Annotated in this window: 17 protein-coding genes; 13 read left to right on the forward strand and 4 right to left on the reverse strand. The window is 27.7% G+C overall.

The window, feature by feature from the left end; translation table 11 throughout:
* The first annotated feature begins 125 nt into the window (after positions 1-125).
* Both ACNI28_RS04325 and ACNI28_RS04330 read left to right on the forward strand, forming a co-directional pair.
* On the forward strand, positions 126-1592 hold the full coding sequence (locus ACNI28_RS04325; RefSeq protein ID WP_419765831.1) for a transporter substrate-binding domain-containing diguanylate cyclase: 1467 nt from the start codon (positions 126-128) through the stop codon (positions 1590-1592).
* Entirely contained in the window at positions 1589-1948 is a 360-nt protein-coding gene (locus ACNI28_RS04330; protein WP_419765833.1) for a S24 family peptidase, read from the forward strand. The genes ACNI28_RS04325 and ACNI28_RS04330 overlap by 4 nt, the downstream gene beginning before the upstream one ends.
* Here the strand turns inward: ACNI28_RS04330 and ACNI28_RS04335 are convergent.
* On the reverse strand, positions 1943-2332 hold the full coding sequence (locus ACNI28_RS04335; protein ID WP_419765835.1) for a hypothetical protein: 390 nt from the start codon (positions 2330-2332) through the stop codon (positions 1943-1945). The genes ACNI28_RS04330 and ACNI28_RS04335 overlap by 6 nt on opposite strands.
* 132 nt (positions 2333-2464) lie before the next feature.
* Here ACNI28_RS04335 and ACNI28_RS04340 point away from each other — a divergent pair, with 132 nt between their 5' ends.
* The 9 genes from ACNI28_RS04340 to ACNI28_RS04380 all read left to right on the forward strand — a co-directional run bounded on the left by ACNI28_RS04340 (position 2465) and on the right by ACNI28_RS04380 (position 7567).
* Positions 2465-2614: a hypothetical protein gene (locus ACNI28_RS04340; RefSeq protein WP_419765837.1), complete on the forward strand. Its 150-nt coding sequence runs from the start codon at positions 2465-2467 to the stop codon at positions 2612-2614.
* Positions 2607-3059, forward strand: coding sequence for a Fur family transcriptional regulator (locus tag ACNI28_RS04345; protein WP_419765839.1), 453 nt, complete (start codon positions 2607-2609; stop codon positions 3057-3059). Before ACNI28_RS04340 ends, ACNI28_RS04345 begins: the two co-directional genes overlap by 8 nt.
* Before the next feature lie 83 nt (positions 3060-3142).
* Positions 3143-3457, forward strand: a complete 315-nt coding sequence (locus tag ACNI28_RS04350) for an HMA2 domain-containing protein (RefSeq protein WP_419765841.1) — start codon at positions 3143-3145, stop codon at positions 3455-3457.
* On the forward strand, positions 3458-4135 hold the full coding sequence (locus ACNI28_RS04355) for a ferritin-like domain-containing protein (protein ID WP_419765843.1): 678 nt from the start codon (positions 3458-3460) through the stop codon (positions 4133-4135).
* A 3-nt stretch (positions 4136-4138) separates the two neighbouring features.
* A complete protein-coding gene (locus ACNI28_RS04360; protein ID WP_419765845.1) occupies positions 4139-4369 on the forward strand; it encodes a hypothetical protein in 231 nt (76 codons plus the stop codon).
* The gene (locus ACNI28_RS04365) at positions 4357-4728 is read left to right on the forward strand and encodes a magnetosome protein MamC family protein (protein WP_419765847.1); all 372 of its coding nucleotides are present in this window, start codon (positions 4357-4359) and stop codon (positions 4726-4728) included. The genes ACNI28_RS04360 and ACNI28_RS04365 overlap by 13 nt, the downstream gene beginning before the upstream one ends.
* Positions 4721-5056 carry a YtxH domain-containing protein gene (locus ACNI28_RS04370; RefSeq protein WP_419765849.1) on the forward strand — a complete coding sequence of 112 codons (336 nt, stop codon included), beginning with the start codon at positions 4721-4723 and terminating at the stop codon, positions 5054-5056. The genes ACNI28_RS04365 and ACNI28_RS04370 overlap by 8 nt, the downstream gene beginning before the upstream one ends.
* A 5-nt stretch (positions 5057-5061) precedes the next feature.
* Positions 5062-7164: a heavy metal translocating P-type ATPase gene (locus ACNI28_RS04375; protein ID WP_419765851.1), complete on the forward strand. Its 2103-nt coding sequence runs from the start codon at positions 5062-5064 to the stop codon at positions 7162-7164.
* Between the two features lie 175 nt (positions 7165-7339).
* The gene (locus ACNI28_RS04380) at positions 7340-7567 is read left to right on the forward strand and encodes a hypothetical protein (protein ID WP_419765853.1); all 228 of its coding nucleotides are present in this window, start codon (positions 7340-7342) and stop codon (positions 7565-7567) included.
* Between the two features lie 4 nt (positions 7568-7571).
* On the opposite strand, the gene ACNI28_RS04385 is transcribed toward ACNI28_RS04380, so the two are convergent.
* The 3 genes from ACNI28_RS04385 to ACNI28_RS04395 all read right to left on the reverse strand — a co-directional run bounded on the left by ACNI28_RS04385 (position 7572) and on the right by ACNI28_RS04395 (position 8618).
* On the reverse strand, positions 7572-7694 hold the full coding sequence (locus ACNI28_RS04385; protein WP_419765855.1) for a hypothetical protein: 123 nt from the start codon (positions 7692-7694) through the stop codon (positions 7572-7574).
* Positions 7695-7765: 71 nt separating this feature from the next.
* The gene (locus ACNI28_RS04390) at positions 7766-8203 is read right to left on the reverse strand and encodes a flavodoxin (protein WP_419765857.1); all 438 of its coding nucleotides are present in this window, start codon (positions 8201-8203) and stop codon (positions 7766-7768) included.
* Complete coding sequence (locus ACNI28_RS04395; RefSeq protein WP_419765858.1) at positions 8175-8618, reverse strand: hypothetical protein; 444 nt, start codon at positions 8616-8618, stop codon at positions 8175-8177. The genes ACNI28_RS04390 and ACNI28_RS04395 overlap by 29 nt, the downstream gene beginning before the upstream one ends.
* A 158-nt stretch (positions 8619-8776) precedes the next feature.
* Here ACNI28_RS04395 and ACNI28_RS04400 point away from each other — a divergent pair, with 158 nt between their 5' ends.
* Together ACNI28_RS04400 and ACNI28_RS04405 are read left to right on the forward strand one after the other, a co-directional pair.
* Entirely contained in the window at positions 8777-10714 is a 1938-nt protein-coding gene (locus ACNI28_RS04400; protein WP_419765860.1) for a sensor histidine kinase, read from the forward strand.
* A gap of 1 nt (position 10715) precedes the next feature.
* Positions 10716-11498: a substrate-binding periplasmic protein gene (locus ACNI28_RS04405; protein WP_419765862.1), complete on the forward strand. Its 783-nt coding sequence runs from the start codon at positions 10716-10718 to the stop codon at positions 11496-11498.
* Positions 11499-11500 lie beyond the last annotated feature (2 nt).

Raw genomic sequence — 11500 nt, forward strand, 5'->3', positions numbered from 1 at the left:
CTTTCAAGAACTTTCTCCATTTGAACTTAGTTCTCAAATAATAAAGATTAACTTAATTACAATAAATAATATTATAAATTTATTTATGGTATATTCCTATAAAAACTTTACTATAAGGATAAATGTTGAATAGTTTTTTAAGAATATTTTTAGTGACAATATCATTTTTCGTTATGTCATTTGCAAATATTCAAAAAGACAAAATTTACAATGTAGCTGTATTTAAAAACTGGATGCCGTATTATTATGTTAATAACAAACAAGAACCAAGTGGATTTGCAGTTGATATCTTTGAAGAGATAGCTAAAGATATAGGTATAAAATACAAGTACACAGTTATTGATAATTGGAATGAATTTTGGCCATTAGTTAATAGTGGAAAGATTGATATTATACCTGATATAAGTACTACAAAAAATAGAAAAAAATCCTTACTCTTTTCTAATACTACAAATACTTTTGAGATAACTATCTATAAAAGAGCAACATCAAAGAAGTTAAAAGAGATTAATGATTTTCATAACAAAACAGTAGCAGTTGTCAATAGAAATATTGGGGTAAGTGTAATGCAAAAATATCCTCAAATTAAGACAAAAGTATTTAATAATCGTTTTGATGCATTCTATGCACTTATTTCTGGAGAAGTTGATGGGATTTGTTATCCTAGACCCTTAACTAACTATTCCTTAAGAAAACTAAACTTAGATGATAAAATCATACCATTAAACGAAAATCTTTTTGAGATAAAAAGAGCTATTGGTGTGATATCTCATAATACAGAATTGGTAGATAAAATTAATGAATCAATATTAAAGATAAAAGAGAATCGAAGATATGCATTTATTTATCAAAAGTGGTTTGAAAAAGAAAAAAGTTTTGAGTTCTCTTACGAACAAATATTTTATTTAGTAATTATTGTAATACTAATTATGATGGGATTTGTTTCACTGATTATATTCTATAGCATAAGAAAAAATTGGCTAATGACTGAAAAAGACCTAACAAAAGAGTTAGATTTACGTACTACAAAATTAGAAGAAGCCAATGAAGAATTAAAAAAGCTAGCAAGAATAGATTATTTGACAAATATTTTTAATAGAAGACATTTTTTTGATATAAGCAAACAATACTTTGAAATTGCAAGACGCAATAATACAAAGTTATGCATGATTTCACTTGATTTAGATAACTTCAAAACAATCAATGACACCTATGGACACAAAGTAGGAGATATAGTATTAATAGAGTTTACTAAAATTGTAAATTTATTTATGAGAAAAAGTGACCTCTTTGGTCGTATAGGAGGAGAAGAGTTTTCAATAGTTCTTCAAAATACAAGTATTGAAGATAGTTTTATTGTATGTGAAAAAATAAGAAGAAAAGTAGAAAACACTACTCTTAAACATGAAAATAAAACTATTCAATTTACTGTAAGTATTGGTATTGTTCAACTCACAAGTGAAAACACAGTAGATGAGCTCCTTGAAAAATCTGATTTAGCTTTATATCAAGCAAAAGAAAATGGTAGAAATACGATTGTAAAGTATGATTTAAAAGCTACTGATAATTATAAAAATAAGAAAAGACAATGATAAAGTTAGAGTATACAGACATATTCAATAATAAAAAGATAGAAAAGCTACAATTTTCTAAAAATCTAATTAAACACACATATAATGAAAAGTCTCTTTTTGCTATTTTGGTAGATGGTAAATCAATGGAGCCTCTCATAAGTGATAAGGCAGTTGTAGTTGCTGATTTATCAAACAAAACTTTAGAAAATGATGGCATATATTTAGTTTATTATGAGAATAAAATGTGGATTAAAAGATACAAGGCAGAGAATAAAACTTTCTTTTCTATCAATCCAGCTTTTTCCCACCTTACTTACAAAAAAGAAAAGACTCATTTAGTAGCAAAAGTTTTACTCACCTTTACTAATTTATAATCTAATATTTCTTTGTAAATAAACAATCATATCTTTATTAATAAATGCTAATCCTTGAAGTGATTTCTCACTTGCTTTAATTTTAATTATTGAATTAAGATAATGTTCTAACTTATCTGTTAACTTTTTATCCTTAACTAAAAGAATAATTTTTGCAGAAGTTTTATTTATCTCTCTGATTTGTTTATCTATATTTGATGATTCAAGCGATAATATATCTTCTGTTAATTTTGAAAACAGCTCTAATTTTGTATTTCTTAGCCATCTATTTTGCTCTATTTTATTATTGATTTTTGTAGAAATAAGTGTATCTACCACTTTAGAAGCTACAGCACCTACAAGTGCACTTTTTGCAAGTGAAGTAAATAATGTCAAATTTAACATGAAATATCCTTTCATTTTTTTGATTATAAGAATTAAAAACTTAATACTTTATTATAATGATAATAAGTATCATTAATATACACTTAAGTTTTTAAAATGTATAATTTTGATAATCATAATTAAGGTTGATATATGAAAAATATTTCTTATAGTCAAAATGATGAAAAACTAACTCTTCATCAAAAAAGTGTAAAGATTCATGACAATCTCTGGATAGTTTATTGGTCTACACTACTACTTACTGCTTGTGCACTGTTTGTAAAAGATTTTATTAATGTATAAAAAAGAAGTTAATAACTTTTATATTACATTAAAAAATTTCAAACAACACATTACAAACTTGAATTTAAAAAATACTATTCAAAAAGATTACATTTTGAAAGTACTATATTTTTCAAATAAACACTTAACAGTTGAAGAGATTGAAACTGAACTTCTAGTAAAACACAATATACATATATCTACAACAACTATCTATAAAGCTTTAAAACTTTTAGAAAAACTCAATATTATTTCTTCTCTTGAAGTTTTAGAGAGTGCAAAGTGTTATGAATTGAACTCAAACTTACCCCACGGACATTTAATATGTACATCTTGTCATTCTATAATTGAGTTTAAAGATACATCAATAGATAATAAACAGTTAGAAATAGCAAATACTCATAATTTTACATTAACTAATCAGGTTATGACAATATATGGACATTGTCAAAGATGTCAAAACTAAATATGTTTTATTGATAATGATTACAAATTTATAATAAGTGACCGTTAAGACTAAATCTATAAAATATACACAAAGGAAACAATTTGATTAGTACACAAGATATTATTAATATAACTAGTTTTTTTACTATAATTGCTCACACGCCTGGAAGACTTAGAGTAAGAGTAAATCCAGAAATTAAAAACTTAGAGGGAAACTTATCCTTGGAGGATATTGAAAATTTACCAAAAAAAATAGATGGAATAATAAATATCAAGATAAATAAAATCATTGCATCAGTAACAATAACATATGACCCCAAAGTATTTAGTCCTAGTATTTGGGAAAATTTAGTTAATAACAAAAACATTGATGAAATATCTATTTTAATAAATAAATTAGCAAAGGAGGTTGTATAATTGGAAACAAACCTTGATCAACAACTACTAATATCAGCAAGAGTTGATATAAATAGTGAGATTCCCATAACTACACAAATTTTAAGAATAGCTGTTTATGATGAGTTTAAAGCTTATGAAACATATACCAAGATAATTGAGAATTTTGGATTGGTACAACCATTTGTTAATATAAAAGAGGCAGAGGCTATACATTTTGGAGTACTTATAAAGCTTATGGAAAAGTATTCAGTTGAAGTACCTATAAATGATTGGCATAGCAAAATTGAAATTCCAAGTACCTTAATAGAGTGCTGTGAAATTGGAGTTGCAGGAGAAATTAATAATATTGCGATGTATAATAACTTGTTAAGTCATGTCACTCAAGATGATATTAAAAATGTCCTTTATCAACTTCAAGCTGCATCTTACAATAATCATCTCCCAGCTTTTAGAAACTGTGTACTTATGCATTATAATAGTAATGAAAACCTGAATTTCAATCAAGAAGATATACTGGAAAAACTTGGTGAATATCAAGGTATGATAGATGATATTATGTCTGGAAATATAGATGAAAACTCTATTGGAAAAATATTTTCTAAATTGAACTTATCAATGACAAGTGGAGCCGTTTTTGGTGGTGCAATTATAGCACTTATGAATACTTACATTTCAAACAAACAAAACAAGGAGTAGAAAATGCCTTTACCATTTTTAGCAGGATTAGCAATTGGAGCTGTTGCAGTAATTGCTTATAATAAATCAGAAAAAATCAAAAGTAACACAGATAAATTTGTAGGTAAATCAAAAGAATTTGCAAACGAAACTTTTGAAAAAACAAAAAAGAACGTGGATGAAATAAAAGAAAACCTATGTTCAAAAAAAGAGACTAAAACAGAAAAAAGCAAGGAAGAAAAATGCGAGGAATAAATGAGCTTACAATAGATACAGGAACTCCTAGAAATGTACTAGGACATGTAATAAGTGGAGCTATTGCTTCTGCTGTAGTTTCAGGGGCTATAAACTATAAAAAAGTAAAAGCCAAGGAAATAGAAAAAAAAGCAGCAATTAAAGATAGTATTAAAAAAACTTCTCAAGGTGCAATTGCAACTGGTGCAGCAATTGCAACTGCCAATTACTTAGGACAAAAAGGTGGTTTAGTAAAGGCTGTTACTGCTCTTTCGATTGGAGCAATGGGAATTTATGCTGTTGAAATGATTGAAGAAAAACTTGATCAAAAATATTTAACAAATGAAAATTGTCTTTTGGAAGAGGAAACAAATGAATAATCAATACGATATAAATATTGAAAATACAAGGCCAAATGAGGCAAGGGTAAATGCAAATATTAATCAAAACCCATACATAAATCAAAACATCAACCCCTCAGCAAATAATCCGCAACAAAATAACTCTGCAAGTGGTTTTAATACAGGTGACTTTGTAAAAGGTGCACTTATTGGTGCAGCAGTTACTTACTTGCTTACAAATAAAAATGCACAAGAAAATGCATTTAAAGCATTTGGAAAAGGAAATGAACTTTTTCAAGCTGGTATTGAAGAGTTAAAAGAGCGATATGAAGATGTAAAAGCTCAAATGCAAGCAAATAAAGAATAATCTTAATGAAAAATAATTTTATTAAAGTACATCAAACTTCTACAAGAGTTAGATATAAATATTTTTTACTTAAAGAAAAATTTATAGATGAAAGTATTTTAAAAAATCATCTTAAAAAAATTGACTATGTAATTGATGTACGAATAAATAAAAAAGCCTTTTCAGTTATATTTGAAATAGAAAAAGATATTACAGAAAAACTAGAAGAGATTTTATCTAAGCTAACTTTAGATGAGTTACTAAGTAACTGTGAAAATGAAGCTGTCTGCGTTTCTTGTGTAAGTGATGAAGAACCTTCAATAAAAGGGATGATCAACGCATCAAGTGCTTTAATATCTGAAAGATTTGTTTCAAATAACATGTTAAAAGCTGGTATAACAACTACTGCTTCTATACCTTTATTAATAGATGGGTCTAAAGAGCTTCTATCAGAAGGTTTGACTTCAAAAGTTTTAGAGAGTGCTGCTGTCGCTATTTCTATTTATAGAAAAGATTATCTTGCAGCAAACTCTACAAACGTGATGCTTGAACTTGGTGAATATATAGAAGAGACTACTGTTCATAAAAGTGATGATTTATTAAAAGAGTTAGCTAAACCAAATGTCGAAGAGGCTTGGGTTGAAAAAGTAGTAGATGGAAAAACAACTGAAATCTTAATCAAAAGTTCAGAGCTTAAAGTTGGAGATATCGTAGTAGTTGGTATTGGAAATACAATACCTGTTGATGGACATATTTTAGAAGGAACAGGTAGTGTAAACCAAGTCTCTATGACAGGAGAAGCAGAACCTATTGTAAAATATAGAGGAGATAGAGTTATCTCTGGAACTATTGTTGAAGAAGGAAGATTTAGGATTTGGGCTGAACATGTAGGTGCAGATACTGCAACTCAAAGAATCAGACATTATATAGAAAACTCACTAAATGAGAAATCATCTGTTCAATTAAAAGCAAACAAACTTGCAAACAAACTTGTTCCTGTAACACTTGGACTTGCAGGGGTTTCATATATCTTTGCAAAGGATTTTGAAAGAGTAGCTTCTATTTTACAAGCTGATTATTCATGTGCCTTAAAACTTGCAACTCCAGTTGCTTTTAAAACAACTATTTCAAAAGCTGGACATAATGGCATTATGATAAAAGGTGCAAAATCCATAGAAGCACTTAGTAATGCTGATACTTTTGTATTTGATAAAACAGGTACTTTAACTTGTGGAGAATTAGAAGTGATTTCAGTAGAATCATATAGTAATGATTGGACAGAAGAAGAGGTACTTAACTTAACTGCTTCAACTGAAGAGCACTATTTTCATCCAGTAGCTGAAGCCGTTGTAAAAGCAGCAAAAGATAGAGGCTTTGTACATATGCACCATGAAGAAGTAGAGTTCATAGTTGCACATGGAGTTAAAACAGAAGTAAAAGGAAAATCTGTAGTAATAGGAAGTAGACATTTTGTAGAAGATGATGAAAAAATTGATTTTTCAGAACATAAAGAAAAGATAAACAATTCACTAAAAAATGGAAAAACTCTACTTTATATTGGATACGATGGAAAACTTTTAGGAACTATTGGACTCTCTGATGAATTAAGAGAAAACACAAAAGAATCAATTACAAAACTTAAAAGTCTTGGTGTTAAAAATATCATAATGCTAACAGGTGATACGAAAGAAAAAGCAAAACTGATTGCTGATGAGATAGGAATAGATGAAGTAAGAGCTGAATTACTCCCCCAAGATAAAGCAAAAATTGTAAAAGAGCTTATGGGTGAGGGTAAAAAAGTTGCTTTTATTGGTGATGGAATAAATGATGCACCTGCTTTAATATCTGCTCATGTTGGAATATCTATGAGTAGAGGTGCAGATATTGCAAAAGCAACAGCTGATATAAGTCTTTTAAAAGATGATATTGCCTACGTTGTGGAAGCAAAAGAGTACGCTAATAAAACAATGAATTTGATTAATAACAATTTCAATGCAACAGTTGGAATCAACTCTTGTATACTAGCAGGTGCTACATTTGGTCTATTTTCTCCAATTGTAACAGCTGTTTTACATAATGGTACTACTATTGGATTATTGTTAAATTCAATAAGGGGTGTTAAGCAGTAGTAATTGATAATAGTTATTAGTTTAATTTAAGTTTTTTTAGATAAAATATTGATAATTATTATCAAAAGGATTAATATGCCATTTTTATTACCACTTGCAACAGCTTTAACCGCAGTTCTAACAGTGAAAACTGTACACAAAACTGCTAAAGTAATAGATAAAAGGAAAAAAAGAAATGAAAGAACTGCCAATTGATTTAGAAATACAAAAAGAAGCAGCCAAAATTGGAATGACTGCAACTCTAGGAGCTACTGTAGTAACTTCTATGTTTATGAAAAATAAAGTTGCAAAAAAAGTTCATGTGGTCGCAGGTGTTGCCTTTTGCGGTTTTGCATTGTGGCATCATATGTTATATCAACCAAAAAATAAAACTAAAAAACCATTATCATTACAAAAAGCCTAAGGTTTTACTCCTTAGACTTTCTTATTAATCTATCTTTTTTTATCTTTTTATGTGTTAATCCCACCTCTTCTTTTAATATTTGAATTTTTCTTAATAACTTTTCTATATCTATCTCTTTATTTTCCATTTTTTATCCTAATTAAAATTTTTCTTTAGTAAAGAAGTCCACTCTTTTACTCTTGTATTTGTTAGAGTATCTTACATATCTTCATCTAATGCTAAGCCAACAAATTTGTTGTTTATCAAAGCTTTTGATTCATCAAAACTGTACGACTCATCACTCTCCCACTCACCTACAATTTTTGCACCCATACTTTTTATTTGTTCATAAAGTATGCCCATAGCATCTAAATATGTATCTGGGTATCCATCTTGATCTCCCAAACCAAAAAAAGCGACTGTTTTAGATGAAAAGTCTACTTTTTTTAGTTCTTCAAAATTGTCATCCCAATCATCTTGCAAATCGCCATCTCCCCAAGTTGAAATACCAAGTATTACATTACTGTACTCATTTATTTTTTCTAAACTTGTATCTGCAATGTCATTTATTTCATCTATATTTAGTTCTTGGGCAATTATATTTGCTATATTAGAAGTATTTCCTGTACTAATTGCATAAAATATTGCTGTTGTCACTGCAACTCCTTTTTTTTAAAATATCGTTTAATGAATATGGTATTAGTTTTATCACATAATCATTACAGGTATCTTCCAAAATTGGAATTTTTACCTGAATGTGTTTATTGAACTCTTTATTTTTAGGATAAACAAAATAGACATACTTAAATTCACTATTAAGAACTACATCACAAGCAATTTTAACTTCATTGTCAATAGATAAGCTATTTTTATTCATATTTATAAATAATGGTACTACTTTTATAGAAGGATGACTTGATAATATAATGTCAATACTCTGTTCATTTTTTTCTACAAATCTATTTTTTGTATTTCTTGCTATTTTTTTATATACGTATTCAAAAAAGTTTTCTTCTACATTTTTTGTATTTAAAAGAGTACTTACTAAACTCTCACATTCATTGAAACTCATAATTTAACCTTTTATATTGATAATCAGTATCATATATAAAAGTCTCTTAAAATCATCTTATTTTGATAATAGATATCAATATAAACCTTAAAGATTTATCTATTATTTAAATTAATACTTATTTAGATAAAATATTTTAGCCTTAATAAAGAGAATGAATGATATTTGAAAATGAAAAAAAAATCTTAAAGATTATAAAGTATGCTCCCTCAGTTTTTATTTTACTTGTCTCAATTATTATATTAACTATTCAATTTATAGAAAAAAACAACACTTTTCAAAAAGAAAAAATAAAAATTCAAAATGAATATATAGAGAGAAATAAAGAACTTATAAAAGATCGTGTAAATGAAGTTTATACTTATATTCAAAATGAAAAAAAATCCACAGAGGAAGATTTAAAAGATTCATTAAGTCTTGCAATTAACAATGCCCATGCTATTGCACAAACAATCTATAAAAACAATAAAGATAAAGACCCCAAATTTGTAAAAAAGCTAATAATAGATGCTCTAAGAAATATCAGATTTAATGATGGCAGAGGTTATTATTTCATTTATGATAAAAAAGGTGTCAATCACCTTTTACCATATAACAGGGAACTTGAAGGCAAAAGTTTTTGGAACCATAAAGATGCAAAAGGGATACCAATTGTTAGACAAATGATTGAAGTTCTAAAAACAAAAGATGAAAGCTATTGTCAATGGCATTGGTATAACCCCCTTAAACCTGATGTCCAAAAAAGAAAAATTGGGCTTGTGAAAAATTTTGAACCCTTTGATTGGTTTATAGGTACAGGAGAGTATGTAGAAGACTTTGAAAAAGATATACAAAATAGAATTTTAAAGCATATTCAAAATATAAGATTTGGCAAAAGCGGATATATTTTTATTATAAATTATGATTCAATCTACTTAAGTCACATAAGAAAAGAGTTTATTAATCAAAATGCAGTAACAAACAATGATACGATTGAGATTAAAAAAGTAATAAAAGACTTAATAGAGATTTCAAAAAATGGGCAAGGATATTATGCCTACACTCAAAATAAAAAACCAGGAGTCGAAAAACCTATCAATAAAACTAGTTATGTAAAGGGTCTAAATGAATGGTCATGGATGATTGGAACAGGTTTTTACCAAGATGATATGGAAAAATCAATCCAAGATAGGAAAGCATACCTTGATCAAGATTTCAAAAAGCGTTTAGTTCAAACAATACAAATAGAATTATTACTAGTTTTTATATTACTTCTTTTTTCAATATATTTTTCTAAAATTTTACAAAATATATTTGAGAAATATACAAAAGACATAGAACATCACATAGAGACAAATAACAAACAACAAAATATGTTAGCATATCAATCAAAAATGGCAGCAATGGGTGAAATGATTGGAAATATTGCCCACCAATGGAGACAACCATTATCTGCCATCTCTACTACCTCTACAGGACTAAAACTTCAAAAAGAAATGAATATGTTAGATGATAAATTTTTATTGAAAAGTCTTAATGATATAAATGCTGCAGCACAATTTTTATCTTCTACTATAGATGATTTTAGAAACTTTTTTAAAGTTAATAAGGAAAAATCAATCTTTAGTATTAAAGATATCCTTAAAAAGTCTATCTCTTTAGTAAGTGCCCAATTTAAAAACCACGATATTGCTATTATAGAAAATATAGAAGATATAAAAATAACTAATTTTCAAAATGAACTTATACAAGTTGTGATAAATATTTTAAATAATGCAAAAGACGAACTTGTAAAAAAACATAAAGATTCTAAAAAAATCATTCTTATAAATACACAAATATTAGAAGATACCCTCATTATTGAAATAAAAGACAATGCACAAGGAATACCTCTTGATATCCTAGATAGGATTTTTGAACCATACTTTACAACTAAACACAAAAGACAAGGTACTGGTGTTGGTTTATTTATGAGTAGAGAGATTATTAATAAAAATATGAAAGGTAATATTAAAGCATATAATAGTACATTCGTATACCAAAATTGTGAGTACAACGGAGCTGTATTTAGGATTACACTTCCGCTAAACACTACAAATTTAAACAAGGAACATTAAGATGAATAGATTTTTAGGAGCTATTTTAGTATTACTAGCAGTAATAAGTAATATGTATGGAAATAACCTTGAAACAATAATGCAAGAAAACAAACTCAAAGTTTGCATTTGGCCAGGATATTATGGGATATCATATTTAGATCCTAGAACTCAAGAACTTGTAGGAATAGACAGTGATTTAGCAAAAGAGTTAGCAAAAGATTTAAAAGTTGACTTAGAGTATGTACAAAGTTCATTTGCAACATTAATCAAAGATATAAATGAAAACAAGTGTGATATAGCTATGTTTGCTATTGGAAACACTCCCTCAAGAAGAGAAAAAATAAGATTTACAACACCCCATTTATCAAGTGATATATATGCAATTACAACAAAATCAAATAAAAAAATTCAAACTTGGAATGACATAGATAAAAAAGGTAATATCCTTGCTGTTACAAAAGGAACATATCATGAACCAATTATGAAAGAGAAGTTAAGGAATGCAGAACTTCTAGTAGTAAATGGTTTTAAAGCAAGAGTACAAGAAGTTCTTGCAGGAAGAGCTGATGCTTTTATGACAGATTATCCTTTTGGTAAAAGAATGTTAGCAAAAACTGATTGGGCTAAACTTATTATTCCACAAAAGGAATATCACAAAACTCCTTATGCTTGGGCAATGGCATATGGAAATGACAAATTCTATGATAGAGTTGAAAAATTTATTAAAGATATTAAAGAAGATGGTAGATTATTAGATTTATCAAAGAAAAATGGACTAGAAGCAATAGCAAAATTAAAATAGAA

Source organism: Arcobacter denitrificans (SeqCode) (genome assembly GCF_048571185.1).
GTDB lineage: Bacteria > Campylobacterota > Campylobacteria > Campylobacterales > Arcobacteraceae > Arcobacter > Arcobacter denitrificans.

What these genes read in the sequence shown, in the direction of transcription:
- ACNI28_RS04330 (WP_419765833.1), top strand. Translation starts at nt 1,589, where the DNA reads ATGATAAAGTTAGAGTATACAGACATATTCAATAATAAAAAGATAGAA.
- ACNI28_RS04335 (WP_419765835.1), bottom strand. Translation starts at nt 2,332, where the DNA reads ATGTTAAATTTGACATTATTTACTTCACTTGCAAAAAGTGCACTTGTA.
- ACNI28_RS04340 (WP_419765837.1), top strand. Translation starts at nt 2,465, where the DNA reads ATGAAAAATATTTCTTATAGTCAAAATGATGAAAAACTAACTCTTCAT.
- ACNI28_RS04345 (WP_419765839.1), top strand. Translation starts at nt 2,607, where the DNA reads ATGTATAAAAAAGAAGTTAATAACTTTTATATTACATTAAAAAATTTC.
- ACNI28_RS04360 (WP_419765845.1), top strand. Translation starts at nt 4,139, where the DNA reads ATGCCTTTACCATTTTTAGCAGGATTAGCAATTGGAGCTGTTGCAGTA.
- ACNI28_RS04365 (WP_419765847.1), top strand. Translation starts at nt 4,357, where the DNA reads ATGCGAGGAATAAATGAGCTTACAATAGATACAGGAACTCCTAGAAAT.
- ACNI28_RS04370 (WP_419765849.1), top strand. Translation starts at nt 4,721, where the DNA reads ATGAATAATCAATACGATATAAATATTGAAAATACAAGGCCAAATGAG.
- ACNI28_RS04375 (WP_419765851.1), top strand. Translation starts at nt 5,062, where the DNA reads ATGAAAAATAATTTTATTAAAGTACATCAAACTTCTACAAGAGTTAGA.
- ACNI28_RS04380 (WP_419765853.1), top strand. Translation starts at nt 7,340, where the DNA reads ATGAAAGAACTGCCAATTGATTTAGAAATACAAAAAGAAGCAGCCAAA.
- ACNI28_RS04385 (WP_419765855.1), bottom strand. Translation starts at nt 7,694, where the DNA reads ATGGAAAATAAAGAGATAGATATAGAAAAGTTATTAAGAAAAATTCAA.
- ACNI28_RS04395 (WP_419765858.1), bottom strand. Translation starts at nt 8,618, where the DNA reads ATGAGTTTCAATGAATGTGAGAGTTTAGTAAGTACTCTTTTAAATACA.
- ACNI28_RS04400 (WP_419765860.1), top strand. Translation starts at nt 8,777, where the DNA reads ATGATATTTGAAAATGAAAAAAAAATCTTAAAGATTATAAAGTATGCT.
- ACNI28_RS04405 (WP_419765862.1), top strand. Translation starts at nt 10,716, where the DNA reads ATGAATAGATTTTTAGGAGCTATTTTAGTATTACTAGCAGTAATAAGT.